Source organism: Aneurinibacillus danicus, assembly GCF_007991215.1.
Lineage (GTDB): Bacteria > Bacillota > Bacilli > Aneurinibacillales > Aneurinibacillaceae > Aneurinibacillus > Aneurinibacillus danicus.
The window spans coordinates 1-20,623 of the sequence record NZ_BJXX01000046.1 but is presented as its reverse complement, the minus strand read 5'-3'; the positions used below and the strand labels follow the sequence as shown (position 1 = coordinate 20,623).

Annotated in this window: 16 protein-coding genes; 1 reads left to right on the top strand and 15 read right to left on the bottom strand. The window is 48.9% G+C overall.

All coding sequences use genetic code 11. The features are described from left to right. Positions 1-153: 153 nt before the first annotated feature. The 15 genes from ADA01nite_RS04855 to ADA01nite_RS04785 all read right to left on the bottom strand — a co-directional run bounded on the left by ADA01nite_RS04855 (position 154) and on the right by ADA01nite_RS04785 (position 19,780). Complete coding sequence (locus ADA01nite_RS04855) at positions 154-1,128, bottom strand: PfkB family carbohydrate kinase (protein WP_146808817.1); 975 nt, start codon at positions 1,126-1,128, stop codon at positions 154-156. A 15-nt stretch (positions 1,129-1,143) separates the two neighbouring features. Next, positions 1,144-3,396 (bottom strand): glycoside hydrolase family 2 protein, encoded by a 2,253-nt coding sequence (locus ADA01nite_RS04850; protein WP_146808815.1) that lies wholly within the window; start codon positions 3,394-3,396, stop codon positions 1,144-1,146. Between the two features lie 149 nt (positions 3,397-3,545). Next, on the bottom strand, positions 3,546-4,730 hold the full coding sequence (gene nagA / locus ADA01nite_RS04845; RefSeq protein WP_174760591.1) for an N-acetylglucosamine-6-phosphate deacetylase: 1,185 nt from the start codon (positions 4,728-4,730) through the stop codon (positions 3,546-3,548). A gap of 245 nt (positions 4,731-4,975) precedes the next feature. Continuing rightward, the gene (locus ADA01nite_RS04840) at positions 4,976-5,863 is read right to left on the bottom strand and encodes a YitT family protein (RefSeq protein WP_146808813.1); all 888 of its coding nucleotides are present in this window, start codon (positions 5,861-5,863) and stop codon (positions 4,976-4,978) included. 256 nt (positions 5,864-6,119) lie between these two features. Further along, the gene (lhgD, locus tag ADA01nite_RS04835; RefSeq protein WP_146808811.1) at positions 6,120-7,352 is read right to left on the bottom strand and encodes an L-2-hydroxyglutarate dehydrogenase; all 1,233 of its coding nucleotides are present in this window, start codon (positions 7,350-7,352) and stop codon (positions 6,120-6,122) included. 245 nt (positions 7,353-7,597) lie between these two features. Continuing rightward, positions 7,598-8,539, bottom strand: a complete 942-nt coding sequence (gene glaH, locus ADA01nite_RS04830) for a glutarate dioxygenase GlaH (protein ID WP_146808809.1) — start codon at positions 8,537-8,539, stop codon at positions 7,598-7,600. A 405-nt stretch (positions 8,540-8,944) separates the two neighbouring features. Beyond that, positions 8,945-10,351 (bottom strand): amino acid permease, encoded by a 1,407-nt coding sequence (locus tag ADA01nite_RS04825; protein WP_146808807.1) that lies wholly within the window; start codon positions 10,349-10,351, stop codon positions 8,945-8,947. A gap of 282 nt (positions 10,352-10,633) precedes the next feature. Further along, on the bottom strand, positions 10,634-10,963 hold the full coding sequence (locus tag ADA01nite_RS04820) for a DUF3870 domain-containing protein (protein WP_146808805.1): 330 nt from the start codon (positions 10,961-10,963) through the stop codon (positions 10,634-10,636). Between the two features lie 90 nt (positions 10,964-11,053). Next, complete coding sequence (locus tag ADA01nite_RS04815; RefSeq protein ID WP_146808803.1) at positions 11,054-12,499, bottom strand: aldehyde dehydrogenase family protein; 1,446 nt, start codon at positions 12,497-12,499, stop codon at positions 11,054-11,056. Positions 12,500-12,523: 24 nt separating this feature from the next. Beyond that, positions 12,524-13,852 carry a 4-aminobutyrate--2-oxoglutarate transaminase gene (gene gabT, locus ADA01nite_RS04810; protein WP_371863535.1) on the bottom strand — a complete coding sequence of 443 codons (1,329 nt, stop codon included), beginning with the start codon at positions 13,850-13,852 and terminating at the stop codon, positions 12,524-12,526. After that, a complete protein-coding gene (locus tag ADA01nite_RS04805) occupies positions 13,849-15,576 on the bottom strand; it encodes a sigma 54-interacting transcriptional regulator (RefSeq protein WP_146808801.1) in 1,728 nt (575 codons plus the stop codon). Before ADA01nite_RS04805 ends, gabT begins: the two co-directional genes overlap by 4 nt. Positions 15,577-15,874: 298 nt before the next feature. Further along, positions 15,875-16,642, bottom strand: coding sequence for an ABC transporter permease (locus tag ADA01nite_RS04800; protein ID WP_146808799.1), 768 nt, complete (start codon positions 16,640-16,642; stop codon positions 15,875-15,877). A gap of 1 nt (position 16,643) precedes the next feature. Further along, positions 16,644-17,546 (bottom strand): ABC transporter permease, encoded by a 903-nt coding sequence (locus ADA01nite_RS04795; RefSeq protein WP_146808797.1) that lies wholly within the window; start codon positions 17,544-17,546, stop codon positions 16,644-16,646. A gap of 34 nt (positions 17,547-17,580) precedes the next feature. Then, entirely contained in the window at positions 17,581-18,663 is a 1,083-nt protein-coding gene (locus ADA01nite_RS04790; protein WP_218029532.1) for an ABC transporter substrate-binding protein, read from the bottom strand. Between the two features lie 22 nt (positions 18,664-18,685). Then, positions 18,686-19,780, bottom strand: a complete 1,095-nt coding sequence (locus ADA01nite_RS04785; protein WP_146808795.1) for an ABC transporter ATP-binding protein — start codon at positions 19,778-19,780, stop codon at positions 18,686-18,688. Between the two features lie 319 nt (positions 19,781-20,099). On the opposite strand from ADA01nite_RS04785, the gene ADA01nite_RS04780 reads away from it, so the two are divergent. After that, entirely contained in the window at positions 20,100-20,534 is a 435-nt protein-coding gene (locus ADA01nite_RS04780) for an HIT family protein (RefSeq protein ID WP_146808793.1), read from the top strand. Positions 20,535-20,623 lie beyond the last annotated feature (89 nt).

Below are 20,623 nucleotides of genomic sequence, written 5' to 3'. Positions count from 1 at the left end.
ATGCAATTCATTGACCACTTTTATTATGATCGGTTCAACTTTAGTTAATACTTGTCCATTACCAAAATACGTGCTTTATTTTTATAAAAAGAAAAATCAGGAGCCCCTCCTCAATGGGAAGAAACTCCTGATGGCTCCATCCATCCTATTCACTTATTCTCCTGCAAACGCCTGCACCTCATCGAGCGTAGGAAGCGCGGAAATCGCTCCGCGTTTTGTCGTCGTCAGCGCACCTACCGCATTCGCAAAACGAATCATGCTCGCCAATTCGTCTTCCGGCAGTGCAGCCAGCGTCTCCCGTCTCACACCGGCTTCAACCAGACGATGCAGGAAACCGCCGACAAATCCGTCACCTGCGCCGGTAGCATCAACCACCTGAACAGAAAAACCGCCAACCCGCTTCATCATGCCGCCCGACCGCACATATGCACAGCCCTCTTTGCCCAGCGTTACAAGCAGCAAGCGTACGCCCTGCGCAAAAAACCACTCGGAACCTACTGCCACGTCAGACTCACCGGTCAAAAAAGTAAGCTCCTCTTCGCTCACTTTCACGATATCCGCAAGCGGTACGTGCGTCCGGATCGTCTTGCGCGCTTCCGCTTCGCCGCCCGGCCACAGCGGCAGGCGCAAATTCGGATCATAACTGATAATAAGCCCTTTCTCCCGCGCCAACCGGGCCGCTCTCACCGTTGCACTCCGCGCCGGATCGGCAATCAATGAAATCGATCCAAAATGAAACACCGCTCCGTTCTCAAATGCCTCATGCGTAATCTCGTCTTCTGCCAGCAGCATGTCCGCCGAAGGATCGCGATAGAACAAAAAATCACGCTCGCCATCCTCTTTCAGCGACACGAATGCAAGCCCCGTCTTTGCCTCGTTTGTCCGGCGAATCTCCCGCGTATCCACACCGGCATCTGCCAGTGTTCGAACCAGAAAATCGCCGAACGGGTCCGCTCCGACTTTCCCGAGAAAGCGGGACGACCCGCCAAGCCGCGCGACGGCGGCGGCCACATTGGCGGGTGCGCCGCCCGGGGCTTTCTTAAAGGACATGACATCTTCAAGCGCCTGCCCGTTCCTTTCCGGCACAAAGTCAACCAGCATCTCTCCAAGCGCAAGTACGGTCTTCATCGTCTCTCCTTTCCCTTACAGGCCCGCACCCACATGGGCGGCCGTCTCCAGGTCCGCCTCGTTGCTGCGCGGGAACAAAATTTTCGCATTGCGCGCCACCACATTGCCTCCCCGATCGCGCAGCTCGCCTTCAATTCTGTATACGTCGTCCGTCAGCGGCAAATCGAGCACCGCCTGATCGAAACAGCGGGATGAATCCGGCTCGATGAGCGGCGCCAGTACCGCCCGTTCCTCTACTACCGTACCGTCCGGTGCAAGCAGGCGGTATGCAATCTCATGTCCTTCCAGCTCGCGGCGGTAATCGTTCACCACCCATGCTTCCATCGTCACGCGCAGCGTGTCCTCAAGCTGTTCTACGTGTCCGGCAAACGATAGCTGCAGCGGCGCGAACGCGTGGACGACCGCATAGTACGCTTTTTTCGGGCGGCGGTAATAGTCGATAATCGCCCAGTCAATCGCCGGCCATGTATTGACGAAATGGAACTGCATAACGCCGTTTACATTGCGGTACTTCTTGCGGCGCAGCGCTTCGGTATGTTCCTTGTAAAACTGTACCTGATAATCCTGCGTACGCTCCACCAGCTCTTTCAGCGTGGCCGGATATTCGCCCATTATCTTGGCGTAGATGTTATTCTGGAAGCCGCGCGTGCGCCAAGCCTCCACATCCAGCGGCCAGAGCTGCTCTTCGGCAAGGAACTCCTTAAGCGATTCTTCAGCGGGCAGCGACTGTGTACCGTATTCGGTAACGAACATCGGGTTGTAATGTTCCGCATCCGCAATCTTGCCCCAGTACCAGCCGACCCAGTTGACGCTAAGATGGTTCGGCACGTATTTCGCGAATTCTTCCCACGTCGCAAAGAATGCCGGAAGGTCTCCCCGGTCAATCAGTACCGAATCTTTGTGTACAGGGCGCGTCGCATCCATGGACTTCACCGTTTCCATCAGGACATTGTCGAGCTTGTTGTAGTCATGGAAACGGGATTCGCTGTGACAGCACCAGAGCACGACCGACGGGTGATTGTACAGCATCTCCACATACCGGCGCGTCACATCCGCCGCCCGGTTGATGAATTCGCCGTCAGAACGGTACCCCCACTGGAACGGCAAATCCTGAAAAATCATAATACCCCGCTCATCGCACAGGCGGTAAAACTCCGGCTTCTCGGCATGCGCAAACAGACGTGTCATGTTCATATACGCGTCAAGCATCATCTGAATATCGCGCTCATAACGGCCGGGTGTCATCAACGAGAGAAACTGGTCGGACAAATAGTTGTTTCCTTTAATAAACAGTCGTTCGCCGTTCAGATAGAAGCCCCATTTCTCATCGCGTTTGACCTCACGGATGCCGAATACTTCCTCTGCCGTATCGACAGGCTCGCCATCGATCCATACTTCAAACACGGCCCGGTACAGGTTCGGATGTCCCAAATCCCAGCTCCACCAGAGGGCGGGATTGTGCACGGTCATCCGCAGCGCCTGATTCGTCGAACCCGGACGCAGAAACACAGGCATAGTCTGCGTCATGCTTACGGTATTTTCTACCGTAAAATTGTGGGGGACAAGCCGCACTCTCAATTCAATGTCTCGCTCATCCCCTGTCTCATTGTGCACCTCTACATCGAAATATACGTTCGCTTTTGTATAATTGTCCCGCAAATGAGGTGTAATGCGTACACGCCCCAGATGGACCGCAGGCTTTGCCACCAGCGTTACGTCCTGCCAGATGCCGCCCGGATTGATGAGCGGATTCGGGTACTGCGCATTGGCTGCGGACGGCACCTCCGGACAATCCGTCAGCCCTTCCTGACGTACCGGAAGACAGTCCCAGTGATACAGCCCGCCTTTGACAATCTCTTTGCGCTCGGGCTTTTTATCGATGGCGGACGTCACTTTTACAATTAATTCATTTTCTGCCGCAAACCGCAGGAAAGCGGTTACAGGGAATGCAAATGAATCGAAGTCCCCTTCGTGTGCACCCAGGTATACACCGTTCAACCATACCTCGGAAAAGTAATCTACTCCTGCAAAATGCAGAAAATAACGGACACCGTCCTGCTTCTTTGGTGCATGGAACGTTCTGCGGTACCACATCACACCCTGGTGGTGTTCAAAACCGGCCTTCTGCCAGTGGGAAGGCACGGCAATCTCTTGCCAGGATTGTTCGTTCGATGCGTAGACGATCTTATTCTCTATGCTGTTTTCAAATGTATTATCTTTATCGGGCAGGCATTGCCATACGCCGCGTAAGCTCCATTGCTGATGCATATAGGACCACCTCTACCCTATACAAATACGCTCTCTTTTTGTTCCCGGTGACCGATTATCTCTGTGTTTTTTCAATACAATAGCCTAACTGTAAATCTTTTTCGGTAAAGCGTCAATGGGATTTCTACGATTTATACTATAACAATATTTCAACATGCATGAAAGGCGATTTGCCCGCGGCATATCGTAAGAACAACCTCATTTTTCCTGTCCAAAACGACAAGGTCGGCGTCTTTTCCGGGAGAAATGCTTCCTTTGCGGGCAAACAGTCCGAGCTGCTTCGCCGGATTGACGGCGGTCATATGGACAATGTCTTCGAGCGGGCAACCGGTAAAACGCAGCATATTCGTAACGGCGTCTTTCATCTTGACGATGCTGCCGGCGAGCGTTCCGTCCGCAAGCAGTGCCTGTCCTCCCCGGACGGCCACTTCCTGGCCACCGAGCTCATATATGCCCTCACCCAAACATTTGGCACGCATCGCATCCGTAATGAGAATCAGCCCTTCTCTGCCTTTCTGCCGGTAAGCCAGTTTCACCATTTTCGGGTGGACGTGAATACCGTCTACAATCAATTCCGCAAGCAGTTCCGGATGAAGCAGCACCGCACCGGCCACCCCCGGCTCACGATGGTGCAACCCTCGCATCCCGTTAAACAGATGGGTGGCGTGCCTAAGTCCGTGCCGCACGCCTTCCGCCACTTCCTCGTATGTGGCATCCGAATGGCCAACGGACGCTACTATACCGCTGCGAGCAAGATGAGATACAAACTCCATGCCGCCTGACCGCTCCGGCGCGACCGTAACCAGCCTAATCGCTCCGTCCGCAATCCCCTGCCATTTCTCAAACAAATCGATGTCCGGATGAAGCATCTTATCCGCAGGCTGGGCGCCCGCCCGCTTCGGCGAGAGAAACGGACCTTCCAGATGCACGCCAAGCACCTCCGCCATCCCCGGCCCGTTTGCCTGTTTACGATAGGCGGCGACATTCGAAAGCGCCCGCTCGATCGCTTCCGCCTCCTGCGTCATCGTAGTCGCAAGAAAGGCTGTAGTGCCTTCCCCCGGCAGGTGTTCCGCGATGATGCGCAGTGCCTCGGACGTGGCATCCATCGCATCCGCTCCGGCCGCTCCGTGAATATGCAGGTCAATCATGCCGGGAATCAAAGCATGGTCATTCGAAAAAGAAAACACCCTGTCGTACGTTTCTTTTTCTTTAAAGTCAACCATCCTTCCGACTTCATGAATCATTCCGTTCCGGAGCACAATATATCCTTCATTAATCACTTGCCGTTCTGCATAAATTCGGACATGGGTAATGAGGACGCTTGTCAGGTTCATACGCCCGCTCCTCCTTCTTGGATCTGTATATAGATAACGTTTGATGTTTCAACATTTATATAGTGGTGAGAGATAAGAGAGGTGAAGGAAGAAGAACAAATAAGATGGAGGAAAAAGGCGAAGGCCTTTTTCTTCCCTTGATCTTTTTCCTCTTCTCCTCTTTCTTTTCTCATGATTTTCACAGAAAAAAGCAATCCGTGTTTCGAAACATAGATTGCTTTTTACGCTTATTTCATACTCATGGGTTAGTGGATGTCCCGCTTCTTGAAGTTTCCGCCCTTCACATTGTTAATCGAGCCGACGGCCAGAAACGCCTTTTCATCAATGTCCTCAATAATTGATTTCAGCTTCGCTTCCTCCAAACGGGTGATGACGCAGAAGATGACCTTTTTATCCTCCCCCGTGTAGGCGCCTTCTCCGTTTAAGTAGGTAACACCGCGTCCAAGACGGGCCAGCAGCGCATCCCCAATCTCCCGGTGCTTGTCGCTGATAATCCACACGGAACGGGACTCGTCCAGGCCCTGAATGGTTACATCAATCATTTTAAATGCAATATAGTATGCGATCAGCGAATACATCGCCCGGTCCCAGCCGAATACAAAACCCGCGCTTCCAAGAATGAAAATGTTGAAGACCATGACCGTCTCCCCCACCGAAAACGGGAGCTTCTTATTAAACATAATCGCAACAATTTCCGTTCCGTCAAGGGAGCCGCCGTAGCGGATGACCATTCCCACGCCGATGCCCAGGATAATTCCACCGAATACCGCAGCCAACAACGGATCTTCTGTTAGTTCCGATACAGGGTGAAGAAAGGATGTACCAATCGACATAACCGTTACACCCAGTAGCGTAGAGATGGCAAACGTCTTCCCGATTTCCTTGTATCCCATGATAAGGAAAGGAAGGTTCAACACAAAAAGAAAAACACCAAGGTTTACTCCCGTCAAATGAGAAAGGATAATAGAAATGCCTACGATACCGCCATCTATAATCTGGTTGGGCACCAGAAAAATCTCCAGGCCGATGGCCACCAGGCAAGCCCCCAGAACAATAAACAAGGTGCGTTTGGCAATCTTCGCTTTGGTCAGCTTTTTATGGGCCCGCTTATACTCTTGTACATACTCCAACAGCTAATCTCCCCTTTATTTCTTGATAAAATTTATCATCTTGCTTTATTTATTGTAACAAATAAATTTCTCGATTTGTATAAAGTATAACTTTTCCTATAATTTCATTCACAAAATCAATGAGAAAAACTCGCGGACGTTGCCGCTCGTCCTTTTTCCACATCGAAGACAAACGGTCGGCACACGCCTCGCGAGTTTTTCCTACACTATAACAAAAAACCCGGTTCATGACCGGGTTTTGCCTATTTTCTATTTTTTATTATACCGAAACCGCCGGTACGACATGCGCTTTTATTCTGAATTCCAGACTTTCCGGCACCCGATTCGCAATCTCCTCGCCAATCTTAATCGAAGCGGTAGCCGCCGGCGACGGAGCGTTGCATACGTGCATGGAACTTTTACCGGAGAAGATGGCGAAGTCGTCCACCATGCTTCCGTCGTGCATGAGCGCCTGTGCGCGTACGCCGGCATGAGTCGGGACAATGTCTTTCTCCGTTAGCTCAGGGATAAGACGCTGTAAGCTGTGCAGGAACGCCTGCTTGCTGAAGGAGCGTACCATTTCTTTCATGCCCTCTTTCATATTCGGCATGGCCATTTTCCAGAAGCCTGAATATGTTAATACCTCAAACACGTCTTTTATATCGATATCCTTCTTGGTGTATCCTTCACGTTTAAATGCCAGAACCGCATTCGGACCTGCATGCACTTCTCCGTTAATCATGCGGGTAAAATGAACGCCGAGAAACGGAAAATCAGGATTCGGCACCGGATAAATCAAGTGCTTAACGAGGTGGCGTTTCTCGGGCACCAGTTCGTAATATTCACCGCGAAACGGAACAATCTTCATGCCTGTTTTCATGCCGGTCATTTTTGCCACGCGGTCACTATGTAGCCCCGCACAGTTAATGAGGAAGCGCGCTTCGATGGTGCCGCGGTTTGTTTCGATTGTCACTTTGTTCGCTTCTTCCGCGATATTTTCCGCTTTTGTGCCAAGACGCAGCTCACCGCCGCCTTCCTGAATGATGCGCGCAAACGTGCGGGATACGCCTTTATAGTCAGCAATACCGCAGCTTGGTACGCGGATGGCTGCCAGTCCGGCTACATGCGGCTCAATTTCTTTCAGTTCTTCTTTATCGATTTTCTTTACATTCAGCTCATTTTGCAGACCGCGCTGGTATAAATTATCAAGCAGCGGCAGCTCTTTCGGCTCCGTGGCCACAATAACCTTACCGCATACGTCGTAGGCGATGCCATGCTCTTTACAGAATTCCACCATCGCGGCATTGCCTTCGCGTGCGAAGCGCGCCTTATAGCTGCCCGGTTTATAGTAAATCCCGGAATGGATTACACCGCTGTTATGCCCGGTCTGGTGGCGAGCCCAATCCTTCTCTTTTTCAATCATGATAATTTTCGCTCCGGGATACCGCTTTGTCAGCGCCATTCCGGTCGACAACCCTACAATCCCTCCACCGACTATCGCAAAATCATACATGCTGTCTTCCTCCTATATAAATCTACTTTAAAGATATCGGCATTCTTTCGTGGTTCGAAAAATCTCGCCATGTATGCTACCTAAGGCAGGTCTTCATGGGAAGGACCTGCCTGATTATTAGAATATTGAAGTTAAGAATTGAAAGGGAGAGATAAGGACGATTTATTGGAGGAAAAAGCGTTCGCTTTTTCCTCCCTTTACATCGTCCTCTCTCATCATCCTCTTTTCTATTCTCCTTTATTATATCATACGCGTGCAAAATATCCGCGCTGGCGCATCAACTCACGATGCAGTTCCGGATGCTTCTCGAATGCTGCGCGGCCGTGCATCCAGAACGTATTGTTCAGCATAACCAGGTCGCCAACCGGAAGTTTCAGAGCATGCGTCGCCGGAGAATTCTCCAGGGATTCGGACATCTCTTTTAAGTACATCGCCTCATCAATCGTTTCCGGATATGCGAATTGGTCGATAAAGCAAATGCACGGCTTGTTGTTGATTTCGTAGAACGTCGTGCGCTCTACGGTTTGCTGTACGTTTTTGCTCGGCGGCGCTTTGTACGTTATTTTCACGCTGGCAATCGGATGCTTGCTGAACTTATCAAGGTCTTCCCAATCGTCCAGGTGAAGGAGACGGGATTCTCCGCCCTTCGCATTCTTCTCGTCCATCTTCATCATCAGCAGCCAGTCGGTCGGCTCGTCAACGAATGTACCGTCTGTATGAAGTGTGAACAGGCGGTATGCCTGGCGCAGATAGGAGTCGCTGTTATCGGTGTCCTTCACCGTAAAACGTGCATAGAATGTGCCTGTCATCGCATCAAAGTTTGGAATGCCGATTAAGTGCGTTAATGCAGTTGCGAATTTCACGAATTCCTCGGTTTCTTCTGTTTGACCCTGTACGCCGATGGTGAAGCCCCCGGTTTCGCGCTCATTGAGGATATCACGAATGTTTTGCATAAACGACTGACCGAATAATTCTCTGAACTGGTACGCAAGCACCTGACGGGCATACGGTGTATATTGCAGCACTTGTTCACTTACATCTTTGCAACCTGCAAAGAACTGCTGAAGCAGTTGATTATCCAATTGGATATGGTACATTCTTTTGTGCTGCGGATGCGGCATGATTTCATAGCCTGGTTGCTTGGTAAGATACTTCATTTCCACTTTTGTTTCTGTTGCAATTGTCATGCTTAATTCCTCCTCCATTTTGCATCTTTTTAATTTGCTTCTATATTTGTAAGGCGACCGGCCGGGGTGGAGGCCGGCCGCCTTCCCTGCTCGTTCTTGCATTCGGTCAGCCGTTTGGTAGTCTCCCGCATAAAACAAAAAGCCAGTTACACTTCTCCCTCCATTATCTGAAGGATAGATAGTATAACTGGCTCTTATTTACGAAACGGCTTCGATTGCTCGAAGGGCAGTAAACTAGACAGTCTGTATTATGCGATTCATGCAGTTCATTAATAAGCTTTACTAATTCCACAGGTAAGACAGAAACCGGAATGCGAGAAGGGAAACTTCTCTGCAAGTTCTGACATTTTCTACTGTGCTTATGTCTTTATCCTATCGTATTGTTAACATTCTGTCAATAATCTTTTATACAATTTTTCTTGATTTTTTTATTTCTTTTTGTTCCGGTCGTGACGTATTCCCTTTCGCACGGTAAAACATAAAATAGGAGCCGACGACCAGAACGAAAATGAGTGAAGTCAGGTAGAACTGTAAACGCATGTCCTCGATGAAAGCCTGAGCCACAAAAATGGCGGCCAGCGCAACGATCGTTGCGTATGTTAAATACGGAAACAACCACATTTTCACTTTAAGAGCCGCCGGATTTTCTTTTTCAATTTTTCTTCTTTCGCGAATATGTGAAATGGCAATAAAGATGTACACAATCATCGTTACACCACCTGCACTGCTAGCCAGGAACACAAACAATTTATCCGGAGACATGAATTTAAATGTGGCGCAAACGTAAGCAAACAATGTGCTTGCCAGTACCGCCCAGACAGGTACGCCTCTTTCATTCACCCGCAGGAATATACGGTGGGCGTCTCCTTTTTGTGCCAGGGAATACAGCATGCGTGAGCTTGTATAAAGCCCCGAGTTTAAAACTGAAAGCAACGAGATGAAGACAACAATATTCATAATGGTTCCCGCTGCCGGCAGACCCGCCATATCAAATACGCTTGCATATGGAGTTTTCATCAATTCCTTGTCATCCCACGGCAGAACGGTAACCAGAATGGCCACGGAACCGACAAAGAACAAAAGAATACGCCATACTACACTGTTTATCGCTTTCATGACATTCTTTTCCGGATTTTCCGATTCTCCGGCCGCGATGGCAGCAACCTCGCTTCCTACAAGAGAGAACGTAATAAAGACAACACTCAGAAAAACAGGCAAAATTCCTTGCGGAAAGAATCCGCCGTTTCCGATAATGTTCGTAAGCCCCGGTGATTTGATACCCGGTACTAATCCGAATATCATAGCGACACCCAGGCACAGAAACACGACAATCGCGGCCACTTTAGTAAACGCCAGCCAGTATTCGAATTCTCCATACGATTTAACGGAATAAATATTTGTAATCGTCATCAAAAGGGTTAGCGTTAAACTTCCCACCCACACCGGGATTGAAGGTATCCAATCATGAATCATCGCACCGACCAGGGTTGCCTCAATCGCGACAATAATGACCCAATTAAACCAGTACAACCATCCGATTGTATATCCGGCCCACGGTCCGATGGATTGATGTGCATATGTGGAGAAAGAGCCGCTGTCAGGCTTTAACACAGCCATTTCTCCAAGCATACGCATCACAAAAACGACCATTAGCCCACCAAGGATATAGGATACGAGGGCAGCGGGCCCTGTTGAATTAATAATCGAGCCGCTTCCCACGAATAATCCGGCGCCGATAACCCCACCGATTGAAATCATCGTTACGTGTCTTGTTTTTAAATCCTTGTGCAGTTCTTGTTGTTGATTAGCCAAAATCCCACCCCTTTAAAATAAACATAGTAAAGTCAACTGAAAATACTGCTAAAAAAAAACAGATTTAATAAAAAATTTAGAATTTACAGTATAAATTTAGTCTGCAAAAAACAAGAGCAAAAGTCGAAGCCTGGTGAATGAAAAAGCCGTGGCGATGGAGTAAAGCAAGATAGAGTCAGATCTCCACCGCCGGCTCCTCATCCTGTCTCGCTTTTGCCCTGTACAAGAAGTGATGCTTTGATGTTGAAAGGATACAATGTCAGGACAAAGCGTGATGCGTTTTTAACTTGAAGATTTCTGAATATACAGCAAATACTGATTATGAAGATCACGAAGCGCAGCCACCAGCGCATTCTGGGCTTTTCCTTGGTAATAGTCCGCAATCCGCCGGCTAAGCTCATCGATTCCGTCCTGCAGACTGCATCCGCGCAACAGTTGGCCGATAAAATCCCGGCCATGATCTGTAGCAAGCGTACAGGAAGCTTCGAGAATCACATGATATTTTGCGTCCGCTTCCACCGTAATCGTAAGCGTATCAAAAATGCTGCGCGCCGCCATTCCCTGCGGCAGGCGGGCGTGACCCGCAATAAAATACGTTTTGCCTGTAAACATCCCTGCAACACCACTTTCCAGGAGAAATTTATTTCTCCTGATCATACCTTTCCATTTTGCGTACTGTCAATTTCCGCCGCAAAAGGTGGTTTACATCCGATCCATATAGACCGTTTTTATCTGCGTATAAAATTCAATTGCAGTTTTGCCTTGCTCACGGGAGCCGGTACTGGAATTCTTACAGCCACCGAACGGTACCTGCGGCTCAGCACCTGCCGTTTCCGAGTTCACGTGTACAATCCCCGCATCCATATCATCTACGAAACGCTGGGCCAGTGTGAAATTGTTCGTGCAAATGGCCGCGCTCAAACCGTATTCCGTGTCATTCGCCATCTCAACCGCTTCTTCGTAGCTTCTCACCTTAAACAGCGCGATAACCGGCCCGAAAATTTCCTCGCGTGCAATTCTGGCATCGACCGGTACATTCTCAAATACGGTCGGCTGCACGTAGAAGCCGTTTGCCAGTTCTTCATCCGCAGGCGCCTCTCCGCCGCACAGCAGCGTCGCCTCTTTCTTACCGGTCTCAATCATCGCCATTACGCTGTCACGCTGTGTTTTAGAAACGGCCGGTCCCATGAATGTGTTGTCGTCCAGCGGATTGCCCACTTTTAATCCCTTTACGCGCTCCACAAGCCGATCGCGAAACGCCTCATAAATGCCCGCTTCAACAATGACGCGGCTTGTCGCCGTACACTTCTGACCCGTAGAACGGAACGCACCGTTAACGGCAATCTCTACCGCTTTGTTTACATCTGCGTCCGCAAGTACAATCAGCGGGTTCTTACCGCCCATCTCAAGCTGTACCTTCTTGCCCTTGGCGGTCGCACGATCCTGGATTTGCAAACCTACCTGGTTGGATCCGGTGAATGAAATGGCCTTAATGTCCGGGTGTTCAACAATCTCCGCGCCTACGACAGATCCGCGTCCGAACACACAGTTAATCACACCGGCCGGGATGCCCGCTTCATCAAACGCCTTCATAACGTGGCAGACTGATTTTGGAGTAATGTCCGCCGGCTTAATGACAACGGTATTGCCGTAAATAAGAGCCGGCGCTATTTTCCACACCGGAATGGCAATCGGGAAGTTCCACGGTGTAATCAAACCGATCGGTCCAACCGGTACACGTGTGGTGTACAGGAACGTCTCGGGATTTGCGGAAGGGATAACATCTCCCACAGGTTGGCGAGCTTCCGCTGCGTAATACTCAAGGATGCTAATCGCACGCTGTGTCTCCCCGATACCTTCGGCCAGCGTTTTTCCCTCTTCCAGTGTCAGGTCACGGCCTATTTCCTGGAGATTCGTTTTTAAAATATCTGCCGCTTTCTGCAGATAGAAGGCACGCTGCTGGAAAGAGAGCTTTTTCCAGACAGGGAATGCTTTCTTTGCTGCAGCGATCGCTTCGTGTACGTCTTCCGCCGCGCTTATAGGGAATTCGCCCAACACTTCTTCCTGGTTATGAGGATTCTGATTTTCACTGTATTCTCCGGTTGAAGGCTCTTTCCATTGTCCGTTGATGTAGTTGTTGTAACGCATGGCTCTCTCTCCCATCTATAGAATTTATTTAGATGCTGTCGCAATCGCCTGCTCCAGAATGCCCAGACCTTTCTCCAGCTGCTCATCCGTAATAACAAGCGGCGGAAGGAAGCGGAGAACATTGCCGAAAATACCGGCGCTTAAACCGAGCAGTCCGTTGTTCCAGCATTCGCTGACCACTTTGGCGGTCGCTTCTTTCGCCGGCTCTTTCGTCGCGCGGTCTGTAACAAGCTCCATTGCTACCATCGCGCCGAGCCCGCGTACATCCCCAATAATGTCGTATTTGTCCTGCCAGTTTCGGAATGCGTCCATCATGCGGCCTCCGACAATCTGTGCACGCTCCACAAGATTTTCTTCTTCAATCACATCAAGCACGGCGAGGCCTGCGGCACATGCGACAGGGCTTCCTGAGAACGTACCGCCCAATTGTCCGGGTCCGGGAACGTCCATTAATTCCGCACGGCCTGTAATTGCGCTCAACGGCATACCTGCGGCAATCGATTTGGACAATGTCGTAATATCGGCGGCCACGCCGTAATTTTCCATTGCAAACAGTTTGCCTGTACGCGCAAAGCCGGTCTGGATTTCATCGGCAATCATGATAATGCCGTATTTGTCGCATATGCGGCGAACGCCTTGCATGAAGTTCGCAGACGGAACAATAAAGCCGCCTTCGCCCTGTACCGGCTCCATAATAACGGCCGCTACGTTATCCGGCGCCACTTCGCCTAAGAAGAACTGTTCAAAGTAATTCAAGATTTGTTCATCCACTTCTTCCGGCAGCATGCCCTGCGTCGCGCGGTAATAATAAGGATACGGAAGTTTATATGTTTCCGGGGCAAACGGGCCAAAGCCTTGCTTGTACGGATTTACTTTGCTTGTCAACGACATAGTCATCAGCGTACGGCCGTGGTAAGCGCGTTCGAAAGACACAACAGCGCTGCGCCCGGTTGCTTTTCGCGCAATCTTCACCGCGTTTTCTACCGCTTCCGCCCCACTGTTGGCAAACATCGTTTTCTTTTTAAAGCGGCCAGGTGTTTTCTCATTTAATTTCTCCGCAAGTTCAATATAGCTTTCATATGGCATTACATGGAAGCAACTATGAATGGAGGACGCCGCCTGCTCTTGAATGGCCTGTACCACTTTCGGGTGGCAGTGCCCCACGTTCTGCATGCCAATGCCACCGGCAAAGTCAATTAATTCATTGCCGTCCACATCTATAATGGTAGCGCCTTGCGCAGAACCTACATATAACGGCGTTACATGATACGGGCCTATTGCAACTGCATTCTGGCGGCGCGCATGGAGCTGCACCGATTTTTGACCTGGCATGGTTTTCATATCCGTTGTCATATTGTTTCTCCCTTTCTTGCTCCCCAATATTTGTTTAACTTGCGTACTACCGTAGACTGATTGACCTTTAATACTTCAGCGCAGCGATACGTATTTTCATACTTATCGTATGCCATCGTGAGGAGCTGCTTTTCTACTTCTTCTACCGCCTGCTTAAGCGGACAAAGTCCTTTGACTTTAATCATCGGCGCAGCACGGTAACCGCCGCTATCTCTTGCAATGTTCACGGGAAGGTGATGAGGAAGAACCTCGCTCCCTTCACTGGTAACAATCAAGCGTTCCACCATGTTCTCCAATTCGCGCACATTGCCCGGCCAGTCGTATGAAATCAATAATTCGATGGTGTCTTCATGGAATGTCTTTACAAGTCCGTATTTCTTCGCAAAACGCGCCACGAAATGCTGGATAAGAGCCGGAATCTCCTCTTTACGCCGCCGTAGGGGGGGAACGGAAATCGGAATGACATGCAGCCGGTAGAACAAATCTTCGCGGAAACGCCCTTCCGCAATTAACTTCCGCAAATCCTGGTTTGTGGCGGCAATAATCCGGGTGTTTACAGTCAGCAGCTGGTTGCCTCCCAGCCTGCGGAACGTATTGTCCTGCAGAAACTGTAACAGCTTGACCTGCACATTTACCGGTATTTCCCCGATTTCGTCCAAGAACACCGTCCCTCCGTCCGCAATCTCAAGCACACCTTTCTTTGCGGTGTTCGCGCCCGTAAATGCCCCTTTCTCATAACCGAACAGCTCGGACTCAATCAGCGTTTCCGGAATCGCACCACAGTTGATATGCACGAAATTCTTGTCATGACGGTGACTTGCCCGGTGCAGACGCTGGGCGATCATGCCTTTCCCGACTCCGGACTCCCCGATAATTAGCACCGTAGAGTCTACATGGGCTACCCGCTCAGCCAATTGGTAAATCTGCTGCATTTCAGGAGACAGCACGACCATGTCGGCCTGCGTTTCTCCTTTGTTCCGCTTAAGCTTCTCAAGCTCGATCCGGTATGCGTCCAGTAGACTTTCCGTTGTCTCCAGACGCTGGCGCAGCATTTCCACTTCCTCATACTCGCGCGAGTTAAAAATAATGCGGTGAATGCTCCCATCCGGGTTAAATACCGGGTTGCCGATAACATACAGCTTTTTGCCATTCGCAGCGACCTGCACACCCGATACTTTGGTGCGCTTCTCGATGATCTCAGGTGTTAGACTCGGCGTAAAACCGCCTTCCTCAGCCAAATCCGTCGTCTTCATGCCAAGAAGCTCTTCCATCTTCTTTCCATACAACTGCTCGCTTTTCGGTCCGGCGCGTAAAATGCGCCCCTCTCCATCTGTAACGAGAATTTCGTCAAACGACGTATCAAAAATGTTTTCCAGCTCAAAATACTGGTCATCGCGTCTAAGGACAAGAAAATCCGCTGTGTGAACACCACCTTCTTCATACCGCTTCCATTCTCCGCGCAGCGAAAAAGAAGGCATTCGAATCTGCGTCTCCCAGTAATCCTGTCCAATACGGCAGAACGATTCATAGGAAGAAAAAACAAGAGGCAGGACGTCAGCCAGGTGTTTCTGTACAACATCATTTTCTTTAAATAAAAACCAGTTCTCCATTTCGCCCTGCCAGCCTGTGACAAACCCGTCCGGTGAAAGGACGAGCAAACCGTATGGCATCTGACGGACTAATTTATCAATATTCGGCGCCACATAAGCTTCCAATATTTTCACCCGCTTTTCCGCCCTCCTCTTCTATCTTCCTCACCTTTTAACATAGCAACTACCATGCCAAAATTAAAAACTTGATTTATAAGGGATTTTAAGAGAAGGACATGAATTTTTTAATGCAATTTTGCATTCAATTTTATTGTAATATACTGAATAATTATAATAGAAGTATTAATTTTAACTTTGTTGGTTTCAAATGCTATATCGCATTGTTTTAATGCGAATTCGCATCAAAAATACAACGTAAAGGAGAAAAATACAAAAAGCCTCCATGTAAAACGGAGACTTCATGAGCATCATATTACATTGTTTTTTGTTTGGAACGTGTAAACCCCTGGAAAGCAAACAATACGACCGTACCGATAATGAGTAGAGTGGAAGCGGCCGCAATGGTCGGGTCAACCTGGGTCCGCATGTTTTCCCACATAACAATCGGAAGAGTCTTTGTCTGCGCTCCCGCAATGAAAATGGAAACAACAACTTCATCGAGCGATGTAATAAATGCGAACAGCGCGCTGGCAATCACCGCTGAGCGAATCAGGGGCAGCGTAATTTTGAAAAATACGCCGATCGGTGTTGAACCAAGACTCAATGCCGCCAATTCCAGATTGCGATCTATGCCTTTCAGGCTTGCCGATACCGTCACGAAGACGATGGGAAGCGCAAGAATGGAGTGCGCCAATACCAGCCCTGGAATCGTATTGGTCAGCTTATACATAGAAAACGTATGGTACATGGCAATCCCGACAACAATAACGGGAATAACCATTGGGGCTACGATAAGGTTGGTAAAAATTTTCTTCCCCGGAAACTCCAATCGATGCACCGCAAGCGAAGCCATCGTGCCAATAACCGTAGCCACAATTGCGGTGAGCAGCGCAGTAATCACGCTGCGCCATAATCCATCCATCCACTGGGAATTATCAAAAAACGCTTCATACCATTTCACCGAATAGCCCGGCGGCGGAAACGTAAATGTTATTTGCGAGCTGAATGACAGAGGAATTAGTACGAGAATAGGAGCGATAATGATAAAAAGGATAAGGACAACGTAAATGCGCAGCCACATGTTATTTCTCTCCTTTCAGCAGAGGAGACATGCGGGATACCCAGGCCGCCAACCCTAGAAGCAAGAACGTTGCCAGAAGAAGTACAAGAGAAATGGCAGAGGCCATGCTCCAGTTCAGCGTTGTCTGTATGTTTTCTTGAATCAATTTGGAAATCATCATATTCCCCTGTCCACCTAACAGTGCTGGCGTGATAAAGTAGCCAAGCCCGAGTACAAATACGATGAGGGAGCCTGACAATACGCCCGGTAAAGAAAGCGGAAAGAATACCTGAATGAACGCCTGCCAGGGGCGCGCTCCCATCCCCTGGGCCGCCTGCACAAGCCTGCGATCGATTCCTTCCATGACCGCATACAGGCTTAGCACCATATATGGAATCAAAATGTGCGTCATTCCAACAACAACTCCGGTCGTATTGTATAGAAGTTTTATCGGTTCCGATATGAGTCCCAGCGAAATCAACATTTTGTTAATCACACCTTGATCCTGGAGAATGACCGTCCAGGTAAACGTACGCACCAACAGGCTAATCCATAACGTAATCATAACAAGCGACATGACAACCTTCTTCCACCGCTGTGATTCCATTACAACCAGCAAATATGCGATTGGATATGAAATAAGAAGGGTTGCCACCGTTACGATACATGCAGTCTTTAGTGTTACGCCCAGCACTTTTAGATACAGCGGTTCGGTAAATACCTGTCGAATATACTCCAGCGTAAAACCATTTTCATCATAAACGCTAAGCTTTAGGACACTTATCATCGAATAGTAGAGGAAAAGCACCGTATATGCGAGAGGAATTAACAAAAGAAGCCATTTCAATCCCGGAATTCCGACCAAACGGTGCAGAGGAGGTGCCAGGGAAGGCACCGGTACCTCTGTCTTTAGTTTTGTAGTCATCTCTTCACGCCTCCTTCAACCTGGCACTGTCTGTCTATTCAAGCATGAATTTGTTGAAACGCTCGTTAATCTTGTCGTAGTTATCCACCCACCAGCGATTATCGATAAAGATTTGCGACTTTACGCGTTCCGGCGTTTGGCCAATGCGCTTCTTCACGTCATCTGATAGCTTTTCCAGCGCCTTTTTATTGGTCGGTGCGTAGTCAATGGCATTGGAGTAGGCGGCCTGCGCTTCAGGGGAAATCGCATAAGCAATAAATTTCTGTGCCAGATCTTTGTGCGGCGCACCTTTCGGAATAACCCAGGATGTAGCCATACCAAGCGACTGGCTAAATTCGTTGTCAACCGGTGAGCCTTGCGCTTTGGCAGCAGAGACGCGACCGTTCCATGCAGAAGCGAGTACCACTTCTTTCGTGCCGAGCAGCTGCGGCGGCTGGGCGCCTGCTTCCCACCAGACTTTCACGTCTTTCTTAATCTTTTCAAGGCTTTTGAATGCGCGGTCCACATCGAGCGGATACAGCTTATCCGGTGCTACGCCATCAGCCAACAGGGCTGCTTCCAGCGTACCTACCGGATTTTTGTATAGCGAACGAGGTCCGGGGAATTTGGCCGTATCCCAGAATTCTGCCCAGTTTTTCGGCTGGCTGCCCGGTTTAAACGCCTCTGTATTGTATGCAATATTGGTGAAATACACTTGCAATCCTATAGAGTAATCCGTTACAAGGTTCGAATAGATATCGTCTTTTTTGATGATGTTATAATCGAGCTTTTCAAGCAGACCTTCTTTTTCAAGACGGAGTGCAACGTCCGTGTCGCTGTTCACGACGTCCCATTCGACGCTGCCGCTCTGCACCATGGCTTTCAGTTTACCTACATCTGTCGGGGACACGACGGTAATTTTCACATTGTTAGCTTTCTCGAACGGCTCGTATATGGTTTTTTTGGCCGCTTCTGAAGATGCTCCGCCCCAGTCTACGACCACCAGCTCCTGTGCTTTTTTGCCCTCCGGTGCAGAAGCCACTTTGTCTGTGCTTGTTCCGCCACCGCAGGCAGTCATCGTTACGCTAAGCGCGAGAGTAAGCAATCCTGCAAATAATCTTCTCTTCTTTTTCTTCATGGTTCCCATCCCCCTTTTTGTGTTAGCTGGCGTCCGCTTCGTACGGAATTGTAATCATATCCGCTCTGCTCCATCCCAGCAGAATTTCCTGGCCGATTGCAAGCTGTGCCGCATTTGCCACCGGTACTCGAACCGTCATCTCCTGGTCAAACGCCGTTTTGGCTTTTAGCTTAATTGACTCTCCCAGATAAATTTTTTCCTGTACTTGAACCAGAAGTGTGTTCTCAAATTCACCGGACTCGCGGGCCAGATGAATGTTTTCCGGACGCAGTGCGATAAATACTTTCTCCTGTTCCGGCTTCGTCCCATGCGCATAAAATACGACAGAGGTATCGTCTAATAGCCGTACGACCGAACTATCTCTGTCTCTTTTTGTCACCTCACCTCCCAACAAATTGATCTCGCCGATAAACTCGGCTACAAAGCGGTTGCACGGCAGTTGATACAGTTCTTCAGGCGATGAAACTTGCTCGATGCGTCCGTGATTCATAACGCAGATTCGATCGGACATAGTCAATGCCTCTTCCTGGTCATGCGTCACGCTAATCGTGGTAATCCCAATCTTCTCCTGAATATGCTTAATTTCAAGCTGCATGCGCTCTCGTAGATTTTTATCGAGCGCTCCCAACGGCTCGTCCAACAGCAAAAGCGGCGGGTTAAAAACAATCGCCCGGGCAATCGCGACACGCTGCTGCTGCCCCCCGCTGAGCTGCTTCGGGTATCGGCTCCCCAAATGCTCCATATGAACCATGTCCAGTACCCGTTGAACTCGCTCGCGAATTTCATGTTTTGGTACTTTGCGCAGTGTAAGTGGATACGCAATATTTTCGGCTACTGTCATATGCGGGAAAAGGGCATAATTTTGAAACACCATCCCAATGTCCCGTTCGTACGGTTTCTTCTTTGTAATGTCCTGATCGTTCAAATAAATCGCTCCGCTGCTGACTTCTTCAAAACCGGCAATGAGTTTAAGCAACGATGTTTTTCCTGATCCGGAAGGCCCCAGAATGGTAAGAAACTCACCCTTTCTGACATCCAGACTTATGCTGTCGACCGCTTTGAAACTTCCATAATACTTGGTCGCCTTCCGAATCGATAAGTCCATCCCTTTTGCCATCCACGTTCCTCCTGCCTGAAACAATACGTTTTATTTTAAACTTCAAAATATTGCATAGCAAATATTGTACCAATTTTAAAAATGTATAAAAATCAGATAAGTCAAAACGGTGTAATGCATACATGCATCAAAAAGAGAAACAAAAATTGTATGATAAATGATTTAGTTAAGTTTTTGTTGAATAATCTATTTAATGCATTTTAGAATCAACAAATGCATTTTAGCATTAAACATAAACAGTCTTATAATGAGCAACCTCCTATATTTATCCTGTAAACAAATAATGATAGAATAGAAAGAAAACGGAAAGGATGATACGATGTCACACGATCCAACCTGCATCTTTTGCAAAATTATTCAAGGAGAAGTTCCTTCCGCCAAAGTATATGAAAATGAGCATGTGGTAGCATTTCTAGACATCAGTCAGGTTACTAAAGGGCATACGCTCGTTGTGCCTAAGATTCACCGGCAAGATATCTTCGAGCTAACGCCTGAAGTCGCATCCAACCTGTTCGCCTGCGTACCCCAAATTGCCAACGCGATTAAAAAACAGTTCAACGCAGAAGGAGTAAACCTGCTGAATAACAACGGCAAAGTCGCCGGACAAACCGTTTTCCATTACCATATGCATATTCTGCCGCGCTACGGCAAAGAAGACGGATTCCATCCGGTGTTTCAAGAGCATAACGATCAATACACGCCGAGCGACTTGCAGGAAATCGCCGCGCATATTGCTGCCGGCATTGAATCGTAACATCTTCTTACATAAAAAGGCGGAACCCTGCGGCTCCGCCTTTTTATGTGAAAATCGTGAGGAAAGAAGGAGAGAAAGAGGAAATGAGA